Genomic DNA, 23,285 nt, shown 5'->3' with positions numbered 1-23,285 from the left:
GTTAGCAAGGTCACATCGGACTAAGGGGAGTTCATGGCTGTCGATGCCCGTCAGAAGATCAAGGTGACCGACGTCGCCGTCGCGTTGCCGAAAATGGTGACGGAGGTGCCCAGCCTGCTTCGGGGTGTCGCCGGGTTCACCCGCAAACCCCATCACAAGGCGTCGATCGGCCTCGTGTTCCAGGATGCTGCGGCGAAGAACGGTGACAGGCCGTTCGTACGGTTCGAAGGGGAGTCCACGTCGTACGCGGACGCCAATGCGATTGTCAATCGGTACGCTGCTGTCTTCGCGGACCGGGGTGTGACGCGCGGGGATGTCGTCGGGGTGTTGAGCAAGAACCGCCCGGAGGCTCTGTTCGCGGCGTTGGCTGCGGTCAAGCTCGGTGCGACGGCTGGAATGCTGAACTACAACCAGCGTGGTGACGTGCTCGAGCACAGCCTGGGAATTCTCGATGCGAAGGTCCTGGTGTTCGACGAGAACACGCAAGAGGCACTCGATTCGCTCGAGGCCGCTCCGCAGGCCGGTTCGGTGCTGCCGCTGAAGGAACTGGACGAGCTGTCGCAGAAGGCGTCGCCGAAGAATCCGTCGGTCACCGCGGAGATCCTGGCGAAGGAGAAGGCGTTCTACATCTTCACCTCGGGCACGACGGGAATGCCGAAGGCGAGCCTGATGAGCCATTTCCGGTGGCTCAAGTCGATGTCGGGTCTGGGCAACATGGGTGTGCGTCTGCGTAGCGACGACGTCATCTACTGCTGCCTGCCGCTCTATCACAACAATGCTCTGACGGTGACGCTGTCCTCGGTGCTCGCCGGTGGTGCGACGATGGCGATCGGCAAGCAGTTCTCGGTCAGCAATTTCTGGGAACACATCAAGGTCAACAAGGCCACGGCGTTCACCTACATCGGTGAGCTGTGCCGGTACCTGCTCACCCAGCCGAAGAAGGCGACCGACCGGGACAACACGGTCAAGCTCGTCGTCGGCAACGGCCTTCGCCCGGAGATCTGGGAGGAGTTCACCGAACGGTTCGGCATCCAACGCGTCGCCGAGTTCTACGGCGCCAGCGAGTGCAACATCGCCTTCATCAACGCGCTGAACATGAAGAAGACCGCGGGCATCTGCCCGCTGCCGTACGCGGTGGTCGAGTACGACGAGGAGTCCGGCAAGGCCAAGCGCGGTCAGAACGGCAAGCTGCGGAAGGTCGGGACCGGTGAGGTCGGTCTGCTGCTCTCCAAGGTCACCGATCGCGCCCCGTTCGACGGCTACTCCGACGACGAGGCCACCGAGAAGAAGCTCGTCCGCGACGGGTTCAAAGACGGCGACGCATGGTTCGACACCGGCGACCTCGTGCGTAAGCAGGGTTTCCTGCACGTCGCTTTCGTCGACCGCCTCGGCGACACGTTCCGCTGGAAGGGTGAGAACGTCGCGACCACGCAGGTGGAAGGTGCCCTCGGCGGCCATTCCGCCATCGACGGTGCCGTCGTCTACGGCGTCGACATCGACGGTGCCGACGGCAAGGCAGGCATGGCTGCGGTGACGTTGCGCGACGGTGAGTCGTTCGACGGCAAAGCCGTCGCAGCGCATCTGTACGACAAGCTTCCGACGTACGCCGTGCCGTTGTTCGTGCGCGTCGTCGACAGCCTCGAACAGACGTCCACGTTCAAGAGCCAGAAGGTCGCCCTCCGCAAGCTCGGCTACGAGGAGGACGGCGAGAGCGAGCTCTACGTGCTGCGCGGCAAGTCCGGCGGTTACGACAAGGCGTACGACGGTTACGTCGACGAGGTCGCGGCAGGTAAGGCGCCCAGCAGCAAATAATGCCCGTGCCAGTATTGAAAGCATGAGCACTCTCTGCGGCAAGCCGGTGGCCGACGATCGCGCGCTCGTCATGGCGATCGTCAACCGCACTCCTGATTCCTTCTACGACAAGGGTGCGAACTTCACCGACGAGGCGGCGATGGCGTCGGTCCATCGCGCCGTCGCCGAGGGTGCCGACATGGTCGACATCGGCGGCGTCAAGGCGGGCCCGGGTGTGCTCGTCGACGCTGCCGAGGAGATCCGTCGCGTCGTTCCGTTCGTCGAGGCCATCCGCGGTGAGTACCCGGATCTGCTGATCAGTGTCGATACCTGGCGTAGCGACGTGGCGAGGCTTGCGTGCGGTGTCGGTGCCGATCTCATCAACGACACGTGGGCCGGGGCGGACCCTGGCCTCGTCGGGGTGGCCGCCGAGGAAGGCGTCGGCATTGTCTGCTCGCACACCGGAGGTGCCACACCGCGTACCCGACCACACCGTGTTCGCTATACCGATGTCGTTGCCGATGTCGTCGAGGAAGTGACAGCCGCGGCCGAGAAAGCTGTTGCCGCGGGTGTGCGTCGCGACTCGATTCTCGTCGATCCGACCCATGATTTCGGCAAAAACACCTTCCACGGGCTCGAGTTGTTGCGTCGCGTGGACGTTCTTGTAAACACCGGATGGCCAGTGCTCATGGCGCTGAGCAACAAGGATTTTATCGGGGAGACTCTAGGTGTAGAACTCGCCGACCGGTTGGAGGGAACATTGGCAGCGACAGCATTGGCCGCAGCAGGCGGCGCCCGAATGTTCCGGGTGCACGAGGTTGCGTCGACCAGAAGAGTCGTAGACATGGTTGCGGCGATACAGGGAAACAGGGCTCCGGTGCGGACCGTCAGGGGGCTGGCATGACGCTTGCGGACCGAACCACCGTCCTGGATTCATGGGCGGACACGAATACGTGGGACACCCCGTCGTGGTCCATCGCCGAACTCGAGGCAGCGAAGGCGGGCCGCACCGTCTCCGTCGTACTGCCTGCGCTCGACGAGGAAGACACCGTCGCGGCAGTAGTGGATACCATCCACCCGTTGCTCGGTGGTCTCGTCGACGAACTGATCGTCCTGGACTCCGGGTCGACCGACGCCACCGCCGAACGTGCCACCGCCGCCGGCGCACGAGTGATCAGTCGCGAGGAAGCAATTCCCGGACTCGACCCGGTCAAGGGCAAAGGTGAAGTGCTGTGGCGAGCGATCGCTGCCTCGACGGGTGATCTGATCGCGTTCGTCGACTCCGATCTGATCAACCCGGACCCGGCGTTCGTACCCAAGCTCCTCGGCCCCCTGCTGATGGGCGACGGTATCCATTTGGTGAAGGGCTACTACCGACGTCCGTTGCGCACCAGCGGCACCGAGGACGCCAACGGCGGTGGCAGGGTCACCGAACTGGTTGCCCGGCCGATGCTCGCCGCCATGCGCCCGGAGCTCACCGGCGTGATCCAACCGCTGGGCGGGGAGTACGCGGGAACGAGAGAGCTCCTCTCCGCGGTGCCGTTCGCGCCCGGCTACGGCGTGGAGATCGGGCTGTTGCTCGACACCTACGACAAACTGGGACTCGGCGCGATCGGTCAGGTCAATCTCGGTGTCCGCAAACACCGCAACCGCCCGCTGGTGGAACTGGGCGCGATGAGCCGTCAGATCGTGGGCACCATGTTGAACCGCTGCGGAATGGTGGACTCGGGGGCCGGACTGATGCAGTTCCGCGTCGACGGAGATTCCTTCGTGCCGTTCTCCACCGAGGTGTCGCTGGCCGATCGACCCGCCATCAACACCTTGCACGTGTAACGCGCAGAACCGTTCGAGAGCAGGGCTGTGAGAAGATTCTGCGATGCTGACGCTTCTGCTGTACGTCGTCGTCATCGCGGTCATCGCAGCCCTGCTCTTCTTCGTCGCAAGTGCCGTGTTCGGTCGCGGTGAAGAGCTCGAACCCTTGCCCGAGGGGACGACGGCCACCGTCCTACCTGCAGAGGGCGTGACCGGCGACGACGTGAAAGACCTCAAGTTCCAGCAGACGTTGCGTGGCTACAAGCCCAGCGAAGTCGACTGGGCCCTGGAACGACTCGCCGCGGAGATCGACCTGCTCCGGTCGCGCCTGGACGATACGACGAACGTGGACAAGTGACGGCCGTACCCGGCCCCGACGGCAAGCTGCGGTGCCCGTGGGGAGCAACCGACGACGAGCTGTACCGGACCTATCACGACACCGAATGGGGTCGTGAACTCCACGGCCGAGACGCCCTGTACGAACGATTGTGTCTCGAAGCGTTCCAGTCCGGATTGGCGTGGATCACGATCCTGCGCAAGCGCGAGAACTTCCGTCGCGCCTTCTCCGGATTCGATCCGGAGAAGGTCGCGGCATTCGGCGCCGCGGACACCGAGCGGCTGATGCAGGACAGTTCGATCGTGCGCAACCGCGCCAAGATCGACGCAGCCATCGGCAACGCGAGGGTGATCCTCGACCTGGACCCCGACCTCGATTCGCTGCTCTGGTCGTTCGCTCCGGCCCCGCGAGGACAGCGTCTCGATTCGATATCGGACGTACCTGCGGTGACCACCGAATCCACCGCGATGGCCAAGGAGCTCAAGCGTCGTGGGCTGCGGTTCTTCGGTCCGACCACGGCTTACGCATTGATGCAGGCCACCGGAATGGTCGACGATCACCTGACGGGATGTTGGGTGAAGTCCCCGAATACCGACTCCAGTTCCCGGTATCGGTCCCGATAGGGAAGAATGGAGCGCAAGAACCATTCTCGCTCACGGCGAGAACACTTTTTTGGCCGAAGCGCAGAGCTGGGTGGCGCAGATCTGGAGGGAGCAGAGGATGGCGGCGATGAAGCCCCGGACCGGGGACGGTCCCCTCGAAGCAACCAAAGAGGGACGAGGGATCGTGATGAGGGTGCCGCTCGAAGGCGGAGGACGCCTGGTCGTCGAGCTCACCCCTGACGAGGCAGCCGCCCTCGGTGAAGAGCTGAAAGGCGTCACCGGTTAACTGTTTTTCGTTTCTGTGCCCAGCCCCGCTTGCCGATTACGGCAGGTGGGGCTTAGTGGTGGTCGGGGTGCGCGGTAGGCGGGGTGTGTCGTGCTCGCCGACGTGATCGACCTGCTCGTCTGCCCGCACTGCGGCTCCGACCTCGACGTGGAGGACCGCACTCTCCTGTGCGATCGAGGGCATTCGTTCGACGTCGCACGTCAGGGATACGTCAGTCTCCAACCGGGCAGCGCAGGCAAGATCACCGGCGACTCACCGGACATGATCGCGGCCCGCACCGCGTTCCTGAGCACCGGCCACTTCGACCGGGTGACGGCGGCCCTCGTCGACGCGGTCGGTGCGTCTCGCACCGTGCTCGAGATCGGCGTCGGCAGCGGTCATTATCTGGCGGCCGTCCTCGATCGCACCGGTGGACGCGGAATCGGCATCGACGTGTCCAAGGCCGCGGCTCGTCGTGCGGCGCAGGCTCATCCCGCGATCGGGTCCGTGGTCGCCGACGTCTGGAACGGTCTACCCGTCCGTTCCGGCTCGCTCGACGCGATCACCTGTGTCTTCTCGCCGCGCAACGCCGCAGAATCCAGGCGGGTCCTCGCACCGGGAGGCAGGCTCGTCGTCGTCACCCCCACCGTCCGGCATCAACAGGAACTGATCGGCGAACTCGGCCTCATCGGCGTGGACGAGGACAAGGCCAGGCGGCTCGGTGATTCCCTGTCCGGAGGGTTCGACCAGGTGGACCGGACAGCCGTCGAATACCGCATGGAGCTCACCCACGCCGAGGTGGGCAGCCTCGTCGGGATGGGTCCGTCCGTTCGGCACACCACCGAAGCGGACAGGCGTGCCGCAATCGAATCCTTGTCCGAGCCGGTGGCCGTGACCGCGTCGGTCGTCGTCGGAACCTACGAGCGACGGGCGAGCGCCGCGGAGTAGACGTCCAGCGTCTGCTGAGCGATGGCCGCCCACGAGAATTCTGCGACGGCACGGGCACGACCCGCCTTGCCCATCGATGCCGCGAGCGTCGGATCCAGCGCGACCTCGTTGACCGTCCGGGCCAGAGCCTGCTCGAACGCCTGCGGTTCGTATGCGTTGTAGTGCACGAGGCGACCGGTGACACCGTCGTCGACGACCTCCGGGATGCCGCCGACGTCGGACGCGACCACCGCGGTTTCCGCTGCCATGGCCTCGAGGTTGACGATGCCCAGTGGCTCGTACACCGACGGGCAGACGAAAACCTGTGACGCAGAAAGTATTTCGCGGATCTTTTCGGTGGGAAGCATTTCGCGCACCCAGTGGACGCCGTCGCGCGCAGCGGACAGCTCGGCAACCGCACGTTCGGTCTCCGCGGCGATCTCCGGAGTATCGGGAGCGCCCGCGCAGAGCACCAGCTGAATCGACGGATCGAAATGGTGCGCGGCCGCGATCAGATGCCCGACGCCCTTCTGGCGCGTGATCCGCCCGACGAACGCGACGATCGGCCGATCCAGGTCGACACCGATGGCGTCCAACGCGGAATCCGACGGATCCGCGGCGGGTCCGGCGTGCCAGTTCTCGGTGTCTATTCCGTTGCGCACCACATGAACACGCTGCGGGTCCAGGCGCGGGTAGGCATCGAGGACGTCCTTGGCCATGCCCTCGCTGACGGCGATGACCGCGTCGGCGTACTCGACGGCATTGCGCTCGGACCACGACGAGATGCGGTAGCCGCCGCCCAGCTGCTCGGCCTTCCACGGACGGCGAGGCTCGAGCGAATGCGCGGTGAGGATGTGCGGAACGTCGTACAACTCCGCGGCCAGGTGGCCGGCGAGACCGGTGTACCAGGTGTGCGAGTGCACCACGTCCGCGTCCGCCGCGGCGTTCGCCATTCGCAGCTCCGCCGACAGGGTCGTCAGCGCCGCATTGGCGCCTTTCAGTGCCGGATCGGGATCATGGACGTGCGCGGTGTCCCGCGGCGCACCCATGCAGTGGATGTCGACCTCGCACAGCGCTTTCAGCTGCGCCGCGAGTTCGGTGACATGCACCCCGGCGCCTCCGTAGACCTCCGGCGGGTATTCCCTAGTCATCATCGCCACGCGCACATCTGTAAACCTACATTCCCGCGGTGAAACGCGTGTACTGCTAGCAAGCTTCACCCAGTGCGGATAGGTTGGCTCTGTGAGGACACAACCGCATGTTCTAGGGATCGTGCTTGCCGGCGGTGAGGGTAAGCGGCTCTACCCCATGACCGCGGACAGAGCAAAGCCAGCCGTACCGTTCGGCGGCGCCTACCGACTGATCGACTTCGTTCTGAGCAATCTCGTCAACGCCGGATACCTCCGGCTGTGCGTGCTGACCCAGTACAAGTCCCATTCACTGGACCGCCACATCTCCCAGACCTGGAGGCTGTCCGGATTCGCCGGCGAGTACATCACCCCGGTCCCGGCGCAGCAACGCCTCGGCCCACGCTGGTACACCGGCAGCGCCGACGCCATCTTCCAGTCGCTCAACCTCGTCTACGACGAAGACCCCGAGTACATAGTCGTTTTCGGTGCCGACCACGTCTACCGCATGGACCCCGAGCAGATGGTCCAGCAGCACATCGACTCCGGTGCAGGCGTCACCGTCGCCGGGATCAGGGTGCCGCGCAGCGAGGCCTTCGCGTTCGGATGCATCGACAGCGACGAGAACGGCAAGATAACCCAGTTCCTGGAAAAGCCCGCTCAGCCTCCAGGCACACCCGACGACCCCAACGTCACCTACGCATCGATGGGCAACTACGTCTTCACGACGAAAGTACTGATCGACGCCATCAAAGCGGACTCGGAGAATTCCGACTCCGACCACGACATGGGCGGCGACATCATTCCCGCACTCGTCGAAGCCGGTGTCGCCTCGGTCTACGACTTCAACGACAACGTCGTACCCGGCGCCACCGAACGCGACCGCGGATACTGGCGCGACGTCGGAACCATCGACGCCTTCTACGACGCACACATGGACCTGGTGTCCGTGCACCCGATCTTCAACCTCTACAACCGCCGGTGGCCCATCCGCGGCGCCGCCGAGAACCTCCCACCCGCCAAGTTCGTGCAGGGCGGGCTCGCGCAGGAATCCGTCGTCGGCGCCGGATGCATTCTCTCGGCCGCGACCGTCCGCAATTCAGTACTCAGTTCCAACGTCATGATCGACGACGGTGCCACCGTCGAAGGCAGCGTCCTCATGCCAGGCGTACGCATCGGCAAGGGCGCAGTGGTTCGCCGGGCGATCCTGGACAAGAACGTCGTCGTCGGGCCCGGCGAAATCATCGGCGTCGACATGGAACGCGACAACGAACGCTTCAACGTCTCCGCAGGCGGCGTCGTCTCCGTCGGCAAGGGCGTCTGGATCTGACGGGAGTGGAGCCTGCGAAATGACCCAAGGTCAGCTGCGCGAAGCCCCGGGAGTGGAGCCTGCGAAATGACCCAAGGTCAGCTGCGCGAAGCCCCGGGAGTGGAGCCTGCGGAACGACCCGAGGTCAGCTGCGCGAAGCGCAGATCAGTCCGTCGCCGAGCGGAAGCAGGACGGTGGTGAGACGCTCGTCTTCGGCGATGGCTCGGGCTGCTGCCCGGACTGCGACGGTGGTGGCGTCGCGCTGAGTCGAGTCCGGCACCCGGCCGTTCAGCAGTGCGTTGTGTAGCACCAGTACACCGCCGGGGCGTAGTAGTCGGACGCTCTCCTGAACGAAATGAAGATGGTCGACGGGGCTGGCGTCGATGAACACGAGGTCGTAGGTGTCGTCGGCGAGGCGAGGGAGGACGTCGAGCGCCCACCCGTTGATCAATCGCGTACGTGACGGCGGGATACCTCCGGCTCGGAACGCTTCCTTGGCCGCGCGCTGGTATTCCGGTTCGGTGTCGATGGTCGTGAGTACGCCGTCCTCGCGCATCCCGTCGAGCAACCAGAGGCCGCTGATGCCGGCGCCGGTCCCGATCTCGACGACGGTCTTGGCGCCGAGCATCTGAGTGAAGATGCTGAGAATCGCGCCGACGGAGGCCGGCACGGGTGCTGCACCGAGGTCCTCGGCGCGTTCGCGGGCCGAGACGAGAACGTCGTCCTCCTGGGCGGATTCCTCGGCATACGACAGCAATCTCTCGGCATTAGTCGGCACCCTGCGACATTAACGTGACCCGGACGAATTTCCGAGCGGACAGGTTTCTCAGCGGCACCTCAGGTTATTCACACGTCGGCCACACGCGAGTGGGAGAAGCTACTTGTGATCGCTTGATCGACGAGCAACGCGAAACAGGAACATCCCGGCGGTGTCGGTGGTTGTACTGGTACGTGTTCCTGAGCAGGAGGATCCAGCCATCTACGAGATCAAAGAAGATCTAGACACCGCCGAACTGAGCGGCACCGCCGCTTTCGATGCCAGCGGCGAGGACGCCACCATGCCGTCCTGGGACGAACTGGTCCGTGAGCACGGTGACCGCGTCTACCGTCTTGCCTACCGGTTGTCCGGTAACGCCCAGGATGCCGAGGATCTGACGCAGGACACGTTCATCAGGGTGTTCCGTTCCCTGTCGAACTACCAGCCGGGAACGTTCGAGGGTTGGTTGCACCGCATCACCACCAACCTGTTTCTCGACATGGTCCGTCGCCGCAACCGCATCCGCATGGAGGCGCTGCCCGAGGACTACGACCGTGTGCCGTCGGAGACACCCAACCCCGAGCAGATTTATCACGACGCCCGGCTGGATCCGGATCTTCAGTCCGCGCTCGACTCGTTGGCGCCCGAGTTCCGTGCAGCGATCGTGCTGTGCGACATCGAAGGCCTGTCCTACGAGGAGATCGGTGCGACACTGGGCGTCAAGCTCGGGACGGTGCGTAGTCGTATCCATCGTGGACGCGCGGCGCTACGGGAGTACCTTCGAGTGAACGGGAAGGTCGACACTTCTCACGCCAGTGTTCAGTAGCTACGAGGAGGGTTGGATGACGCAGGCCCGAGAGCCACGGCGGTTCAGCTCTACCGAACATCTGGCCAGCGAAGCGATCGCTGCATTCGCCGACGGTGAGCTGCGTATGAACGCGTACCTACGTGCTGCTCGGCACATTGCGGAGTGCCCGGAGTGCGCAGCCGAGGTCGATGCCCAGCAACAGGCGCGTAGCGCCCTGAAGGATTCGGGCGAGATGTCCATGCCCAACTCGTTGCTCGGTCTGCTCAGTCAGATCCCGATGTGCGAGCCGCCCGAGGTCAAAGCAGAGGTCGAGCGACGCCGACGCGTCATCGTGACGTCGGTCGTGAACCTTCGTCGCAGACGCCGTTAGGGTCGCCCTGTGTAATCTTGGCCGCTGTGACCGACGTGAGCGAGGGGTACCGGGAACGCGTGAGCACCAATACAGATCGCAGCACCGACACTGACCCGGAGGCGCCGCGGCTACCACCGCGTCCGGTCTACCGGCCGGAGGTCGATCCTGCCGCCACTGCCGCCTTCGGTCGGCCGAGCGACGTCCAAGGCTCCTTCACCCCCGCGGCACGACGCGGCGAACCGTCGCCCAGAATCACCTCGCGCGCGCCCGACCCTGTTCTCGCCGAGGCTTTCGGCAGGCCCACCGACGCGCAGGAATCGCTGCAGCGCGATCCTGAAGCTCCCACCGGCCCCCCGGAGGCAGAACCGGAACCCGAGGATCCGTGGCGCGACCCGAACTCCACCGTCAGGCTCGGCGCCGCAGCCGAGGACATCCCCGAGCCCGCAGTCCAACCGTTCGGCCCGAAGCTCGGTGTCCGTGAGGTTCTGTTCGGCGAGAAGGTCGCCCCGAAAGCGCTCGTCGTTCTCGGCGTCGTCGCGTTGGCCATCGGTCTCGTCGGCGGCCTCATCGGGCGCGAAACAGCCGAGGTGACCGGAGCGTTGACCAGCCAGAAGGTGAATCTGACGCAGTCGACCGGCGAGGACTTGCCCCAAGGGCAGGTGGCACGCGTCGCCGACGCCGTCCTGCCGTCCGTGGTGTCCATTCAGGTCACGCTCGGCGAGAACGCAGGCACCGGATCCGGCGTCGTCATCGCCGGCGAGGGCTACATCGTCACCAACAACCACGTCATCTCGATGGCGGCCACCAATCCCGATCGCGCCACGCTGCAAGTGACGTTCTCCGACGGCACCAAGGTTCCCGCGGACATCGTCGGCCGCGACATCAAGACCGACCTCGCAGTGCTCAAGGCCGACGTCGGCAACCTCACCGTGGCCGAGCTCGGCAACTCCGCCGACGTCCAGGTGGGGGAGGACGTCGTCGCCGTCGGCTCGCCGCTCGGCCTGAACAAGACCGTCACACGCGGCATCGTCAGTGCACTCGACCGGCCCGTTCGACTGTCCGGCGAAGGCACCGACACCGACGCCGTCATCGACGCAGTGCAGACCGACGCCGCGATCAACCCGGGTAACTCCGGAGGACCACTGATCGACGCCGAAGGCCGCGTCATCGGCATCAACTCGGCTATCCGCAGCGAGAGCGGCGGATCGGTCGGCCTCGGTTTCGCCATCCCGATCGACGACGTCACCGAGGTAGCTCAATCGCTGATCCGGACCGGCGAGATGAAACACCCGGACATCGGCATCAACGCTCGATCGGTGATCAACGACGCAACATCCGGTGCCGAAGTGGCGAACGTGCGTGCGGGAGGGCCGGCACAGGAAGCCGGAATCGTCGAGGGCGACGTCATCACCAAGGTCGGTGACCGCGCTGTGACCAGTGCCGATGAGTTGGTCGTTGCCGTTCAATCGAGCGAAATCGGCCAGTCGACGCCTGTTCAGCTGGTCCGGTCCGGCAGACTCGTCGATGTGTCGGTCACCCCGGTTTCGGACTAGGCTGGCAGGCGTGTTCGGCAACATCGGCTGGGGAGAGCTCGTCATTCTCCTGGTAGCAGCACTCGTCATCCTCGGTCCAGACCGGCTGCCCGGCGCCATCAGCTGGGTCACCAAGTCCATCCGCCAGGTCAAGGAATACGCCAACGGCGCAAGCCAGCAACTCAAGGACGAGCTGGGCACCGACTTCGAGGACCTGCGTAAGCCCCTCGCCGACCTCAATCAGCTCCGCGGCATGACGCCCCGCGCTGTCATCACCAAACACCTGCTCGACGGTGACGACTCCATCTTCACCGGCAACTTCGACTCCAAGAAGCCGAACGGCAGCTCCAACGGAACCCCGAACACCCCCGCCAAGCCGTCGCTCGAGAAGAAACTGCCCGCAGGCCAGACCCCGCCCATCGACTCCGACGCCACGTAGCGCTCTTAGCGTCACAGCATGAAGGCGCCACCGCAGTGCACTGGATCCCGTGGGTCGGACAGCTGCGGTGGCGCCTTCATGCTGTGGGTCGAGCCTTACAGCACCTTGTTCAGGAAGTCCTGGGTCCGAGGGTTCTGCGGATTGCCGAAGAGCTGATCCGGGGTTCCCTCTTCGACGATGACGCCGTCGGCCATGAAGATGACTCGGTCCGAGACCTCGCGGGCGAAGCCCATTTCGTGGGTGACGACGACCATTGTCATTCCGCCCTTGGCGAGGTCCCGCAGAACCTGCAGTACTTCGCCGACCATTTCGGGGTCGAGTGCCGAGGTGGCTTCGTCGAACAGCATGATCGACGGGCTCATCGCGAGTGCTCGGGCGATGGCGACGCGCTGCTTCTGACCGCCGGAGAGGCTCGCGGGCTTGTAGTCCGCGCGCTCGGACAGTCCGACCTGCTCGAGCAGTTTCAGTGCCGTGTCCTTGGCCTCGGACTTCGACATCTTCTTCGTCTCGACGGGTGCGAGCATGACGTTCTCGAGTGCCGTCATGTGCGGGAAGAGGTTGAAGTGCTGGAACACCATGCCGATGTTCTGGCGAATCTTGTCGAGATTGACGTTCTTGTCGGTCAGGTCGACGCCGTCGACGACGACGTGGCCGCCGGTGATGTCCTCGAGCTTGTTGAGGCATCGCAGGAAGGTGCTCTTACCGGATCCTGACGGTCCGATGACGCAGACGACCTCGCCGTTGGCGATCTCGGCGTCGATTCCCTTGAGGACCTTGTTGTCGCCGAATGCCTTCTCCAGCGCCTTGATCGAAATCTTGGTGCTCACTTGTTGATCCTCTTCTCGAGCCGGTTCGACAGCTTGGTGAGTGCCATGATGATGATGAAGTACATGACGCCGATGATCAGCCACATGTTGAACGACTCGAAGTTGCGGGCGATGATCAGTCGGCCTGTCTGGGTCAGCTCGGCCAGGCCGATGACCGACAGCAACGAGGTGTCCTTCAACGTGATGACGAACTGGTTGATGTACGACGGAATCATCGTGCGGATGGCCTGCGGCATGACGACGCGGCGCATCGACTTGAGGTAGCTGATCCCGAGGCTTCGCGACGCTTCCATCTGGCCCTTGTCGACGGCGAGGATTCCGCCTCGGACGATCTCGGCCATGTAGGCGCCCGCGTTGAGCGACAGCGTGATGATGCCGGCGGTGAATGCGGACATCTGGAAGTTCAGTGCCGCAGGGACACCGAAGTAGATGAAGAATGCCTGCACCAGCAGCGGTGTGCCGCGGAAGACGTCGACGTACGTCGTGCCGATTCCTCGGAGCACGATGTTGGACGAGACACGGAACAGGCCGAAGATCGCGCCGAGAACCAGAGCGATCGCGATGGAGATGACGGTGAGAACGACCGTCAGCCACAGACCTTTGAGCAGCAACTGCCAGCTGCTCTTGATCAGACCGGGGATCGAGTTGTCCGACGTCGACGCTTCCGCGCTGAGGTAGGTGTCGAGAATGTCGTCGTACTGCCCGCTCTCACGCAGGTTCGCGAGCCCGGTGTTGAACTGCTCGAGCAACTGCGCGTTGGTGCCCTTGGCGACGGCGAAGCCGTAACTTGCTCCGGCTTCCTTGTCGGTGACGGTCTTGAATCCGTTGCCCTGGTTGATGCCGTAGGCGAGAACGGGGTAGTCCTCGAAAGCGGCGGCGGAGTTGCCGGTACGCACTTCCTCGAACATCGTCGCCGAGTCGTCGAAACTACGGATCGTGAAGCCGTACTGGTCTGCGATGGAGTCCGCGAACGTCGCGCCCTCGGTGCCGTTCTTGACGGCGACGGACTTCCCGCGCAGGTCCTCGTAGCTCTCGATGTCGTTGTTGGACTCCAGAATTGCCATCTGGACACCTGAATCGAAGTACGGGTCCGAGAAGTCGAACGTCGCCTTTCGTGCGTCGGTGATGGACATTCCGGCGATCATTCCGTTGAACTGACCGCTCGTGACGCCTTGCAGGGCGGTGTCGAAGCCGACCTGCTCCACGTTGTAGGTGAAGCCCTGGTCCGCGGCGATCGCTGCCAGGAGGTCCATGTCGATTCCGACGAGTTTGCCCTGCTCGTCCTGGAACTCGAAGGGAGCGAACGTGGTATCGGTGGCGATGGAGTAGTTCTGTCCGGACGGCGGTGGCTGCTGCGCCGACGCCAGGGCCGGACCGAACAGCGACCCCACCAGGGTCACGAAAAGGGCGAGCACGATCGGTACCAGTACCGTCCGACTCGATTGCGGCTTCTTCATGCAGGCCACTCTCTATCGAAGAAAAGGATTCTCACCAAAGTGTAAGACTTGGCGAATTCTAAGACTCCAACCCTCGACAGGTGTGCATTCGGGTGGTATCAGGCCCTTCGGGTGGTGTCGATGCTCAGCGACATTCCGACGAGCCCGCGCTCCCGCACTGCGAGTTGCTTGGCCACCGCTTCCAACGCCTGCGCGGCCGGAGTCTCGGGCTGCGCCAACACGATCGGAGTGCCGGCGTCGCCACCCTCACGGACTGCAGTGTCGAGTGGAATCTGGCCCAGCAGAGGCACTTTCGCGCCCACGGCTTTGGTCAGCCGATCCGAGACATCCTGGCCGCCGCCGGATCCGAAAATGTCCATGCGGGTGCCGTCGGGCAGCTCGAGCCAGGACATGTTCTCCACGACTCCGGCGATGCGCTGACGGGTCTGCAGAGCGATGGCGCCTGCGCGTTCGGCGACCTCGGCGGCAGCCTGCTGCGGCGTCGTCACGACGAGGATCTCGGCGCCGGGAATCAACTGAGCCACGGAGATGGCGATGTCTCCGGTGCCGGGCGGAAGGTCGAGGAGCAGCACGTCGAGGTCGCCCCAGAACACGTCCGCGAGGAACTGCTGCAACGCGCGGTGCAGCATCGGTCCACGCCACACGACGGGCGTGTTGCCCGAGGTGAACTGCGCGATGGAGATGAACTTCACGCCGTGTGCCTGCGGCGGCATGATCATCTTCTCCACTTGAGTGGGTTTGGCGTCGTTGCCCAGCATGCGGGGGACCGAGTGACCGTAGATGTCGGCGTCGAGCACACCCACCGACAGACCACGCTTGGCCAGCGATGCGGCGAGGTTGACCGTCACCGACGACTTCCCGACGCCGCCCTTGCCCGACGCGACGGCGTACACACGCGTAAGCGAGCCGGGTTGAGCGAACGGGATGATCGGTTCCGCGGAATCGCCGCGTAGAGACTTGCGGAGTTCGGTGCGCTGCTCGTCGTTCATGACGTCGAGTTCGACGGTGATGGTGCCGACTCCCGCGACATCGGCGACGGCTTTGGTGACGCGGTCGCTGATCTCCGTTTTCATCGGGCAACCGGCAGTGGTGAGGTAGATCCCGACGTCGACGGATCCTCCGTCGCCGATGGTGACACCCTTGACCATTCCCAGGTCGGTGATGGGTTTGCGAATTTCCGGATCGATGACTTTCGAGAGCGCGCTTCGAACGTCGGATTCCGTCAGTACTGCCATGAGCTCATGCTAGTGGGGCGGGAGTGGAGCCTGCGGAATGACCCGGGGGAGGCGGGAGTGGAGCCTGCGGAATGACCCTTAGTGGATGCGCGGGAGCTGGTCGGAGGTGGGGACGATGCCGGTGGCGTAGCCGGTGGACCAAGCGAGGACGTTGGCGACGTAGGCCATGGAGTTGTTGTAGCGCAGGATGGCTTTGGTGGTCTGTCCGAGGTCGCGGAGGTTCAGGCCGCCGTCGCACAAGTAGTCGCCGGTGGCGAGGGCTGCGTCGTAGAGGTTCTGTGGGTCGGAGATGCCGTCGCCGTTGCCGTCGGCTTTGTAGCGGTTCCATGTTTCGGGGAGGAACTGCATCGGTCCGACTGCGCGGTCGAAGTTGGGGTCGCCGTCGAGTGCGCCGCCGTCGGTGTCGGCGATGACGTTGTTGCCGGCGAGTGATCCGTCGAGGCGGGGGCCGAGGATGGGCTCGAGCAGCTGGCCGAGGTCGTCGGCTTTGCCGTTGTTGGCGTGGGTGGATTCGACGCGGCCGATGCCGGCGATGATGGTCCAGCTGATTCCGCAGCCGGGCTGGGTTTCGGCGAGAATCCGCTCGGCGTTCTTGTAGGCGGAGACGTTGACCGTCGGGATTGCGATGGGGCTGGCGGCGAGGCTCGTCGGCAGCTCGGGAGTCGGCGGGATCTCCGGCGCGGGCGCCGGGACGGGTGCTGCCTGCGGGACGGGTGCCTCGGCTGCGGCGACGGGCTGTGCCTCGGTGTCATCCGCGATGGGGGCGGGTGTTTCCACGACGGGCTCGGCTTCCTGCGCCGTGGAGGTGGTCGTCATGAAGGGGATGTACTCGGCCGCGCCTGCGCTGGTGGCGGCGGTGATGAGTCCTGCGGGGACGAGACCCGTCAGAGCAATCACCGAATTCCGGCGTACGTTGGAATTCGATGCTTTTCTGTGACGTCCCACGCGTCGGTACCTCCTGATCGTTTGCGAACCGGAGTCGAGGGTACCTGATTCGAGATCGTTCCGTTACACGGCCGTTATCAAGCGGCCCGGGCGGAACTAGTCCACGTCGAACGGGGCGTCGCTCTCCGGCGCCGGACCGTCCTCACGCTTGCGTGGGCTTTGCTTCTTCCGTGACTTCTTCGGCGCCGCGGACGGCTCGCCGCCCATCTGTTCCAGCAACTCGCGGATCTCGTCGAGTTCACGCCGCAGGTAATCACGAGTCGCGACCTCACCGACGGCGATACGCAGCGACGCCAGCTCGCGGGCAAGAAACTCCGTGTCCGCCTTCGTCTGCTGTGCCCGGGCACGGTCCTCTTCCAGCGAGACCCGGTCGCGATCGTCCTGACGGTTCTGCGCGAGAAGGATCAGCGGCGCCGCGTACGCAGCCTGCGTCGAGAACGCGAGGTTCAACAGAATGAACGGATACGGGTCCCACTGAAGTGCGACGACGGCGACGTTCAGGAAGATCCAGACGATGACGATGATCGTCTGAATCGCCAGGTACCGTCCGGTGCCGAGGAAGCGGGCGGCGCGCTCTCCCGAGCTGCCGAGGTCGACGTCGAGATGCCAGTTGAACAGCCGCGAGCCCTGCGGTGTGTCCATGCGCTGCCGAGCGGTTTCCTTCACTGTCCTGCCACCTCCTGATCACGCCAGTCCTCGGGAAGAAGATGGTCGAGAACGTCGTCCACTGTCACTGCTCCGACCAGGTGATCTTCGTCGTCCACCACCGGCCCGCACACCAAGTTGTACGTCGCGAAATATCGGGTGACGGCCGTCAGGCTGTCCTCCGGCGACAACTTGGGCAGCGCCTTGTCGATCACGCCGCCGACCAGGCTCGCCGGCGGCTCGCGGAGCAGTTGCTGCAGGTGAACACACCCGAGGTACGCGCCCGTCGGAGTTGCCGTCGGCGGGCGAACCACGAACACCAGCGAGGACAGCGCAGGCGTCAGATCCGGGTTACGTACCCGGGCGAGAGCCTCGGCCACCGTCGTCGATGCGTTCAACACCACCGGTTCGGTGGTCATCAGACCACCGGCAGTGTCCGGTGAGTGTTCGAGAAGGCGCCGGACAGGAGCGGAGTCCTCCGGGTCCATCAGACGGAGCAGCGACTCCGCCTCGGGCTCGGGCAGTTCACCCAGAAGGTCGGCTGCGTCGTCGGGGTCCATCGCCTCGAGCACGTCGGCGCCGCGTTCTACACCGAGGTAATGCATCAGTTCGACCTGATCGTCGTCGGGAAGTTCCTGCACGACGTCGGCGAGCCGCTCGTCGTCGAGGGCGTGTGCCACCTCCATCCGTCGTTTCACCGGCAGCTCACGCATCGCGTTGGCCACGTCGGCAGCCCGGAGATCCTCGAACTGCATCAACAGCTGCGCGACGCCTTGGCCGGGGAGGGACAGCTCGTTCTGGGTCAGGCCCTGGACGTGTTGCCAGTCCACGACATGGATTGCACCTCGGCGCGCGAGCCTGCCGCGGCTGCGCCGGACCGCGACCCGAGCGACCAGCCAGTCACGGGTTCGAGTCAGTTCGATGCCGAGGTCGACGACGATGGAATCGGCGTCGTGCAGCTCTTCGAGTTCCGGGTCGTCGACGCGAACCTTGGAGTCGAGAATCTGCGCGAACACGAGGATTTCGTTGGCTCGCTGCGAGAATCTGCGCAGACTCACGTTGCCGGTGTTGAGCTGAACGGAGTTGGGTTCGATGCTGGTGACGCGCAGCATCGGCACGAAAATTCTTCGGCGCGTCGCGAGTTCGACGACCAGGCCGAGTACTCGGGGTTGGGCGCGGCCGACGCGCATGGTGATGACGAGATCGCGGACGCGGCCGATCGATTCGCCGTCGGGGCCGAGCACGACCAGACCCGCGAGCCTGGCTGCGAATAGCTTGCTCAGTGCTGCCATGATGGAAAGGTTAGAGCGTGACAGTACGAACCGGAGAATCGACAGCCGGTGAACAAGCAGGGAGCGATGAGGCTCGAATGAGCTCGGTGAAGCAAGACCGTCCCCGCCGATCCGTACTCGCGGTTCCCGGCAGTTCCGCGAAGATGATCGAAAAGGCCAAAGGACTGAAGGCCGACGCGATCTTCCTCGATCTCGAGGACGCAGTCGCCCCGATCGCCAAGGTGGAGGCGCGCGGACGCATCGTCGAAGCGCTCCGGTCCGACGGATGGGGAGACCAACTGAAGGTCGTCCGCGTCAACGACTGGACGACGCCCTGGACCTACGGCGACGTCATCGACGTCGTCTCCGGTGCAGGTTCTCGGTTGGATGCGATCCTGCTTCCGAAGGTCGAGACCGCAGCGCACGTCGAAGCACTGGATCTGCTTCTGACCCAGGTCGAGAAGACGAGCGGACTCGAGGTCGGCGCCATCGGAATCGAACCGCAGATCGAAAGTGCTCGCAGCCTGCGCAACATCGACGAGATCGCCACGGCCAGTCCCCGTGTGCAGACTCTCGTGTTCGGTCCCGCGGATCTGATGGCCAGCGTGAACATGCGCACCCTCGTCGTCGGCGAACAGCCGGAGGGGTACGACACCGGTGACGCCTACCACCACATCCTGATGACCATTCTGCTCGCCGCGCGGACCTACGGACTGCAGGCGATCGATGGTCCGTACCTCCAGATCCGAGATCTAGACGCGTTCCGCCGCGCCGCGGGCCGCACGGCCGGTCTCGGCTTCGACGGCAAGTGGGTACTGCATCCCACCCAGATCGATGCCGCCAACGAAATCTTCTCGCCCCGGCAGGCCGATTTCGACAAAGCCGAGAACATTCTCGAGGCGTACGAATTTCATACCTCCGAGGCCGGTGGTGGCCGCGGTGCGGTGATGCTCGGAGACGAGATGATCGACGAGGCGTCGAGAAAGATGGCCCTGGTGGTCAGTGCGAAAGGGCGCGCGGCAGGAATGCTGCGTAGTGAAGTAACACAAAGTGCAGATTCGGGCACAATAGAGCAATGACGAATCCACTTTCGCAGCCCGGCCGCCCAGGTCAGGGTCTTCCGACTCCGCCGTCCGGGTGGCCGATCGGTTCCTACCCGACGTACGCCGAAGCGCAGAAGGCCGTCGACTACCTCTCCGACCAGGAGTTCTCGGTTCAGGACGTCACCATCGTCGGCGTCGACCTCATGCAGGTCGAGCGTGTTCTCGGTCGGTTGACGTGGCCGAAAGTCATTGGCGGAGGCGTCGTCTCGGGCGCCTGGCTCGGACTGTTCCTCGGCCTGGTGCTTGGTATCTTCACCAACGGCAACATTCTCGGGGCGTTGATCATCGGCATCGTCGGCGGCGTCATCTTCGGATTGATCTCCGCGGCCATTCCGTACGCGGCCACCAAGGGCCAGCGAGATTTCGCGTCGAGCATGCAGTTGGTCGCCGGTCGGTACGACGTGTTGTGCGAGCCCAAGAGTGCGGAGAAAGCACGCGATCTGCTCGCGCGTCTCGCGCTCTGACACGTTCGTCGAGACGGCAGGTTACGGAATAGTTCCAATATCCCTATCGCCGGCCTTCGTTCGGTTACGTTTCTTTACGTACAGGACAGTCAATAAGGAAGTTCTGTATACGTAATCGAAAATACGGAGGCGGAAAGTGCCGAGACAACGTAGTCAAAGGCCTCGGAGTGCGAGGCCTGCACACGCAACCAGAATAGGGGTGTTGGCGGCCGCTGCGTTGGTCGCCAGCCCGTTGCTCGCAGCCTGCGGATCCTCCGACAGCAGCACACCGGTACTGAGTTTCTACACCGCAGCGGACGGCGCCGAGCAGTACGCCGCCGCTGCGGAGGCGTGTTCGGCCGCGTCTAACGGACGCTATCGAGTGGAACAGCGAACTCTCCCCAAGAGCGCGAACGATCAGCGACTGCAGTTGGCCCGACGTCTGGCGGGCAACGACAATTCGTTGGACCTGATGACCCTCGACGTGGTGTGGACCGCCGAGTTCGCCGAGGCCGGCTGGGCACTTCCGGTCCCGGATGATCTCGCCGCCAAGCTCGAAGGCGGCGCCACCCTGGAAGGCCCGCTCGAAACGGCGCAGTGGCAGGACCAGCTGTACGCGGTTCCACTGAACTCCAACACGCAGCTGCTGTGGTACCGACCCGATCAGGTGCCGGGTGGTCAGCCGCCGCAGACGTGGGACCAGATGATCGACGAAGCCGAATCGAACGCGGCCGAAGGCAAACCCGCGTACATCGGCGTCCAGGCCAAGCAGTACGAGGGCCTGATGGTGTGGTTCAACAGCCTCCTCGTCAGCGCAGGCGGTCAGGTCGTCGCCGACGACGGTACGACGGTGACCCTGAACGACACTCCCGAGCATCGTGCGGCGACCGAGAAGACACTCGAGATCATGAAGCGCGTCGCCACGGCCGACGGCCACGACCCGTCGATCTCGCAGACCGACGAGGCCACCGCCCGTCTCGGTATGGAGGCCGGCAACTCGGCATTCCAGGTCAACTACCCGTTCGTGCTCCCGGGCATCAAGGAGAACGCGGCAGCCGGGGCAGTACCGTTCCTCGATCTGACGAACGTCCCTGCGGACCAACAGGATGCCAAGGTCGCCGAGGTGTTCCGCAGCGCGCCGTACCCGGCGGTGATCCCGGATACTCCGGCCAAGGTGACCATCGGTGGCTTCAACATCGGCGTCGCCAAGACCACTCAGCACGAGGACCTCGCGTGGGAAGCCGTCGAGTGTCTGACCAACGAGGACAACCAGCGCAACAACGCCGTCAACGGCGGAGTTCCGCCGGTGCTGGCACAGCTGTATCAGGACCCTGAATTCCAGGCCGTCTACCCGGCGTGGGAAGGCGTACTCGACTCCATCGAGAACGCCGCGGTCCGACCCGTCTCACCTGCCTACCAGAGCATTTCGATCCTGCTTGCCGACGCGCTCAATCCACCTCAGAACATCGATCCCGTTGCGGACGTGGACAAGCTCGCCGACCTGGTCTCCAAGGCTGTCAATTCGGAAGGGCTGATTCCATGAGCGAGACGTTGGACAAACAGGAGATTCTGAAGAAGGTCTCCGACGGCAAGAAGGCCGAACGTCGGCTCGGTCTGACGTTGATCGCTCCCGCCGCGATCATGATGATCGCGGTGACCGGATACCCGATCATCTACGCCTTCTGGCTCAGCCTGCAGAAGTACAACCTCGCGTTCCCCGACGATCGTGAGTTCGTCGGAATCTCCAACTACGTCACCGTTCTCACCGACGGATACTGGTGGACGGCGTTCGGTGTCACCACCGCGATCACCATCATCTCGGTGATCATCGAATTCGTACTCGGCCTCGCGGTAGCGCTCATCATGCACCGCACGATCTTCGGCCGCGGACTGGTGCGCACGGTCGTGTTGATCCCGTACGGCATCGTCACCGTCGCCGCCGCCTACAGCTGGTACTACGCGTGGACGCCGGGCACCGGCTACCTCGCCAACCTGCTGCCCGACGGCAGTGCCCCACTGACCGAGCAGATTCCGTCGCTCGCCATCGTCGTGCTCGCCGAGGTGTGGAAGACGACGCCGTTCATGGCCCTGCTTCTGCTGGCCGGTCTCGCACTCGTCCCGGACGATCTGCTCAAGGCCGCGCAGGTGGACGGCGCGGGAGCGTGGACACGGTTGGTGCGCATCACGATCCCGCTGATGAAACCGGCGATCCTCGTTGCGCTGCTGTTCCGCACACTCGACGCATTCCGCATCTTCGACAACATCTACGTGCTCACCAAAGGCAGCAACGGCACGGGATCGGTGTCGATTCTCGGCTACGACAACCTGTTCGGAGCGTTCAACCTCGGACTCGGCTCGGCGATCAGCGTTCTGATCTTCTTCTGCGTCGCCATCATCGCGTTCGTGTTCATCAAATTGTTCGGTGCGTCGGCGCCGGGCTCGGACGACGGAGGCCGTAAGTAATGACGACCGTGACGCCTCGCAAGAAGGTCGGTTGGACCGTCATCAATGCGCTCGTGCTGCTGTACGCGCTCATCCCACTGGCATGGATCATCAGCTTGTCGTTCAAATCGACGGCCACCATCGCCGACGGCAAGTTCATTCCGAGCTCGTTCACCCTGGACAACTACAAGGGCATCTTCCAGACCAACCAGTTCACCTCGGCACTGATCAACTCGATCGGAATCGGACTGATCACCACGGTCATCGCCGTCGTGATCGGAACCATGGCTGCCTACGCCGTCGCTCGCCTCGACTTTCCGGGCAAGAAGGCGCTCGTCGGTGCGGCTCTGCTCATCGCGATGTTCCCGCAGATCTCGCTCGTGACACCGTTGTTCGACATCGAACGCGCCATCGGCCTGTTCGACACGTGGCCGGGCCTGATCATTCCGTACATCACGTTCGCGTTGCCGCTCGCGATCTACACGCTGTCGGCGTTCTTCCGGGAAATCCCCTGGGAGTTGGAGAAGGCCGCCAAGATGGACGGCGCGACACCGGCACAGGCATTCCGCAAGGTGATCGCACCACTGGCGGCACCCGGCATCGTCACGGCCGCGATCCTGGTGTTCATCTTCGCCTGGAACGACCTACTGCTCGCGATCTCGCTGACCGCGACGGAGCGATCCATCACCGTTCCGGCCGCGATCTCGCAGTTCACCGGTAGCTCTCAGTTCGAGGAGCCGACCGGGTCCATCGCCGCGGCTGCCGTGGTCATCACCATTCCGATCATCATCTTCGTGCTCTTCTTCCAACGACGTATCGTGGCGGGCTTGACGTCCGGCGCAGTGAAGGGATAACCGTC

25 protein-coding genes are annotated in these 23,285 nt (G+C 64.2%); 17 read left to right on the top strand and 8 right to left on the bottom strand.

The features are described 5' to 3' along the window. Positions 1-33 precede the first annotated feature (33 nt). The 7 genes from CH290_RS29325 (at position 34) to CH290_RS29295 (ending at position 5,755) form a co-directional block, all read left to right on the top strand. Positions 34-1,812 (top strand): long-chain-acyl-CoA synthetase, encoded by a 1,779-nt coding sequence (locus tag CH290_RS29325; RefSeq protein WP_033188057.1) that lies wholly within the window; start codon positions 34-36, stop codon positions 1,810-1,812. Between the two features lie 22 nt (positions 1,813-1,834). Then, on the top strand, positions 1,835-2,695 hold the full coding sequence (gene folP / locus CH290_RS29320) for a dihydropteroate synthase (RefSeq protein WP_019665394.1): 861 nt from the start codon (positions 1,835-1,837) through the stop codon (positions 2,693-2,695). Continuing rightward, positions 2,692-3,624 carry a glucosyl-3-phosphoglycerate synthase gene (locus CH290_RS29315; protein ID WP_019665393.1) on the top strand — a complete coding sequence of 311 codons (933 nt, stop codon included), beginning with the start codon at positions 2,692-2,694 and terminating at the stop codon, positions 3,622-3,624. The genes folP and CH290_RS29315 overlap by 4 nt, the downstream gene beginning before the upstream one ends. 43 nt (positions 3,625-3,667) lie before the next feature. After that, positions 3,668-3,961 carry a DivIVA domain-containing protein gene (locus CH290_RS29310; protein WP_019665392.1) on the top strand — a complete coding sequence of 98 codons (294 nt, stop codon included), beginning with the start codon at positions 3,668-3,670 and terminating at the stop codon, positions 3,959-3,961. Next, entirely contained in the window at positions 3,958-4,563 is a 606-nt protein-coding gene (locus CH290_RS29305; protein WP_019665391.1) for a DNA-3-methyladenine glycosylase I, read from the top strand. Before CH290_RS29310 ends, CH290_RS29305 begins: the two co-directional genes overlap by 4 nt. Before the next feature lie 97 nt (positions 4,564-4,660). Then, positions 4,661-4,828 carry a DUF3117 domain-containing protein gene (locus CH290_RS29300; RefSeq protein WP_068369835.1) on the top strand — a complete coding sequence of 56 codons (168 nt, stop codon included), beginning with the start codon at positions 4,661-4,663 and terminating at the stop codon, positions 4,826-4,828. 90 nt (positions 4,829-4,918) lie between these two features. After that, positions 4,919-5,755 carry a methyltransferase domain-containing protein gene (locus CH290_RS29295; protein ID WP_019665389.1) on the top strand — a complete coding sequence of 279 codons (837 nt, stop codon included), beginning with the start codon at positions 4,919-4,921 and terminating at the stop codon, positions 5,753-5,755. On the opposite strand, the gene glgA is transcribed toward CH290_RS29295, so the two are convergent. Then, positions 5,725-6,900: a glycogen synthase gene (gene glgA, locus CH290_RS29290; RefSeq protein WP_026347837.1), complete on the bottom strand. Its 1,176-nt coding sequence runs from the start codon at positions 6,898-6,900 to the stop codon at positions 5,725-5,727. The genes CH290_RS29295 and glgA overlap by 31 nt on opposite strands. Before the next feature lie 76 nt (positions 6,901-6,976). Between glgA and glgC the strand changes: the two genes are divergently transcribed. Beyond that, entirely contained in the window at positions 6,977-8,191 is a 1,215-nt protein-coding gene (glgC, locus tag CH290_RS29285; RefSeq protein WP_026347836.1) for a glucose-1-phosphate adenylyltransferase, read from the top strand. Between the two features lie 124 nt (positions 8,192-8,315). Here glgC and CH290_RS29280 read toward each other — a convergent pair whose 3' ends face one another. Further along, the gene (locus tag CH290_RS29280; RefSeq protein ID WP_026347835.1) at positions 8,316-8,948 is read right to left on the bottom strand and encodes an O-methyltransferase; all 633 of its coding nucleotides are present in this window, start codon (positions 8,946-8,948) and stop codon (positions 8,316-8,318) included. A gap of 199 nt (positions 8,949-9,147) precedes the next feature. Here CH290_RS29280 and sigE point away from each other — a divergent pair, with 199 nt between their 5' ends. Genes sigE through tatB form a run of 4 tightly spaced genes read left to right on the top strand, consistent with a single transcriptional unit; the run spans position 9,148 to position 12,058 of the window. Then, the gene (sigE, locus tag CH290_RS29275) at positions 9,148-9,753 is read left to right on the top strand and encodes an RNA polymerase sigma factor SigE (RefSeq protein WP_026347834.1); all 606 of its coding nucleotides are present in this window, start codon (positions 9,148-9,150) and stop codon (positions 9,751-9,753) included. A gap of 16 nt (positions 9,754-9,769) precedes the next feature. Beyond that, positions 9,770-10,105 (top strand): hypothetical protein, encoded by a 336-nt coding sequence (locus tag CH290_RS29270; protein ID WP_033188102.1) that lies wholly within the window; start codon positions 9,770-9,772, stop codon positions 10,103-10,105. A gap of 59 nt (positions 10,106-10,164) precedes the next feature. Then, a complete protein-coding gene (locus tag CH290_RS29265; RefSeq protein ID WP_196806923.1) occupies positions 10,165-11,640 on the top strand; it encodes a S1C family serine protease in 1,476 nt (491 codons plus the stop codon). Positions 11,641-11,650: 10 nt separating this feature from the next. Beyond that, positions 11,651-12,058, top strand: a complete 408-nt coding sequence (tatB, locus tag CH290_RS29260; RefSeq protein WP_019665382.1) for a Sec-independent protein translocase protein TatB — start codon at positions 11,651-11,653, stop codon at positions 12,056-12,058. Between the two features lie 95 nt (positions 12,059-12,153). Here the strand turns inward: tatB and CH290_RS29255 are convergent, their stop codons facing one another. From CH290_RS29255 to CH290_RS29230, 6 genes are all read right to left on the bottom strand, one after another. Continuing rightward, complete coding sequence (locus CH290_RS29255; RefSeq protein ID WP_019665381.1) at positions 12,154-12,885, bottom strand: amino acid ABC transporter ATP-binding protein; 732 nt, start codon at positions 12,883-12,885, stop codon at positions 12,154-12,156. Next, positions 12,882-14,342 carry an amino acid ABC transporter substrate-binding protein/permease gene (locus CH290_RS29250; RefSeq protein ID WP_033188059.1) on the bottom strand — a complete coding sequence of 487 codons (1,461 nt, stop codon included), beginning with the start codon at positions 14,340-14,342 and terminating at the stop codon, positions 12,882-12,884. Before CH290_RS29250 ends, CH290_RS29255 begins: the two co-directional genes overlap by 4 nt. Positions 14,343-14,440: 98 nt before the next feature. Beyond that, entirely contained in the window at positions 14,441-15,577 is a 1,137-nt protein-coding gene (locus CH290_RS29245) for an Mrp/NBP35 family ATP-binding protein (protein ID WP_019665379.1), read from the bottom strand. A 78-nt stretch (positions 15,578-15,655) separates the two neighbouring features. Next, positions 15,656-16,522 carry a lytic transglycosylase domain-containing protein gene (locus CH290_RS29240; protein ID WP_027499054.1) on the bottom strand — a complete coding sequence of 289 codons (867 nt, stop codon included), beginning with the start codon at positions 16,520-16,522 and terminating at the stop codon, positions 15,656-15,658. 96 nt (positions 16,523-16,618) lie between these two features. Then, entirely contained in the window at positions 16,619-17,164 is a 546-nt protein-coding gene (locus CH290_RS29235; RefSeq protein WP_051104910.1) for a DUF1003 domain-containing protein, read from the bottom strand. A gap of 20 nt (positions 17,165-17,184) precedes the next feature. Next, positions 17,185-18,459: a magnesium transporter MgtE N-terminal domain-containing protein gene (locus CH290_RS29230; RefSeq protein ID WP_019665376.1), complete on the bottom strand. Its 1,275-nt coding sequence runs from the start codon at positions 18,457-18,459 to the stop codon at positions 17,185-17,187. A 77-nt stretch (positions 18,460-18,536) separates the two neighbouring features. Between CH290_RS29230 and CH290_RS29225 the strand changes: the two genes are divergently transcribed. The 5 genes from CH290_RS29225 (at position 18,537) to CH290_RS29205 (ending at position 23,280) form a co-directional block, all read left to right on the top strand. Further along, entirely contained in the window at positions 18,537-19,517 is a 981-nt protein-coding gene (locus CH290_RS29225) for an HpcH/HpaI aldolase/citrate lyase family protein (RefSeq protein WP_033188061.1), read from the top strand. After that, positions 19,514-20,005 (top strand): YflT domain-containing protein, encoded by a 492-nt coding sequence (locus CH290_RS29220; RefSeq protein ID WP_019665374.1) that lies wholly within the window; start codon positions 19,514-19,516, stop codon positions 20,003-20,005. The genes CH290_RS29225 and CH290_RS29220 overlap by 4 nt, the downstream gene beginning before the upstream one ends. Before the next feature lie 199 nt (positions 20,006-20,204). Next, positions 20,205-21,527 carry an ABC transporter substrate-binding protein gene (locus tag CH290_RS29215; RefSeq protein ID WP_019665373.1) on the top strand — a complete coding sequence of 441 codons (1,323 nt, stop codon included), beginning with the start codon at positions 20,205-20,207 and terminating at the stop codon, positions 21,525-21,527. Beyond that, positions 21,524-22,447 carry a carbohydrate ABC transporter permease gene (locus tag CH290_RS29210; protein WP_019665372.1) on the top strand — a complete coding sequence of 308 codons (924 nt, stop codon included), beginning with the start codon at positions 21,524-21,526 and terminating at the stop codon, positions 22,445-22,447. Before CH290_RS29215 ends, CH290_RS29210 begins: the two co-directional genes overlap by 4 nt. Next, positions 22,447-23,280: a carbohydrate ABC transporter permease gene (locus CH290_RS29205; protein WP_019665371.1), complete on the top strand. Its 834-nt coding sequence runs from the start codon at positions 22,447-22,449 to the stop codon at positions 23,278-23,280. The genes CH290_RS29210 and CH290_RS29205 overlap by 1 nt, the downstream gene beginning before the upstream one ends. Positions 23,281-23,285 lie beyond the last annotated feature (5 nt).

This window comes from Rhodococcus sp. 06-156-4, assembly GCF_002259345.1.
GTDB classification, from domain to species: domain Bacteria; phylum Actinomycetota; class Actinomycetes; order Mycobacteriales; family Mycobacteriaceae; genus Rhodococcoides; species Rhodococcoides fascians_E.
Note: the sequence above shows the minus strand (reverse complement) of the source record. Positions and strands in the feature narration are given on the sequence as shown.

Excerpts from the sequence above, each read along its gene's own strand:
- CH290_RS29325 (WP_033188057.1), top strand. The coding sequence starts at position 34 with ATGGCTGTCGATGCCCGTCAGAAGATCAAGGTGACCGACGTCGCCGTC.
- folP (WP_019665394.1), top strand. The coding sequence starts at position 1,835 with ATGAGCACTCTCTGCGGCAAGCCGGTGGCCGACGATCGCGCGCTCGTC.
- CH290_RS29315 (WP_019665393.1), top strand. The coding sequence starts at position 2,692 with ATGACGCTTGCGGACCGAACCACCGTCCTGGATTCATGGGCGGACACG.
- CH290_RS29310 (WP_019665392.1), top strand. The coding sequence starts at position 3,668 with ATGCTGACGCTTCTGCTGTACGTCGTCGTCATCGCGGTCATCGCAGCC.
- CH290_RS29300 (WP_068369835.1), top strand. The coding sequence starts at position 4,661 with ATGGCGGCGATGAAGCCCCGGACCGGGGACGGTCCCCTCGAAGCAACC.
- CH290_RS29270 (WP_033188102.1), top strand. The coding sequence starts at position 9,770 with ATGACGCAGGCCCGAGAGCCACGGCGGTTCAGCTCTACCGAACATCTG.
- CH290_RS29250 (WP_033188059.1), bottom strand. The coding sequence starts at position 14,342 with ATGAAGAAGCCGCAATCGAGTCGGACGGTACTGGTACCGATCGTGCTC.
- CH290_RS29245 (WP_019665379.1), bottom strand. The coding sequence starts at position 15,577 with ATGGCAGTACTGACGGAATCCGACGTTCGAAGCGCGCTCTCGAAAGTC.
- CH290_RS29235 (WP_051104910.1), bottom strand. The coding sequence starts at position 17,164 with ATGGACACACCGCAGGGCTCGCGGCTGTTCAACTGGCATCTCGACGTC.
- CH290_RS29230 (WP_019665376.1), bottom strand. The coding sequence starts at position 18,459 with ATGGCAGCACTGAGCAAGCTATTCGCAGCCAGGCTCGCGGGTCTGGTC.
- CH290_RS29225 (WP_033188061.1), top strand. The coding sequence starts at position 18,537 with ATGAGCTCGGTGAAGCAAGACCGTCCCCGCCGATCCGTACTCGCGGTT.
- CH290_RS29220 (WP_019665374.1), top strand. The coding sequence starts at position 19,514 with ATGACGAATCCACTTTCGCAGCCCGGCCGCCCAGGTCAGGGTCTTCCG.
- CH290_RS29210 (WP_019665372.1), top strand. The coding sequence starts at position 21,524 with ATGAGCGAGACGTTGGACAAACAGGAGATTCTGAAGAAGGTCTCCGAC.
- CH290_RS29205 (WP_019665371.1), top strand. The coding sequence starts at position 22,447 with ATGACGACCGTGACGCCTCGCAAGAAGGTCGGTTGGACCGTCATCAAT.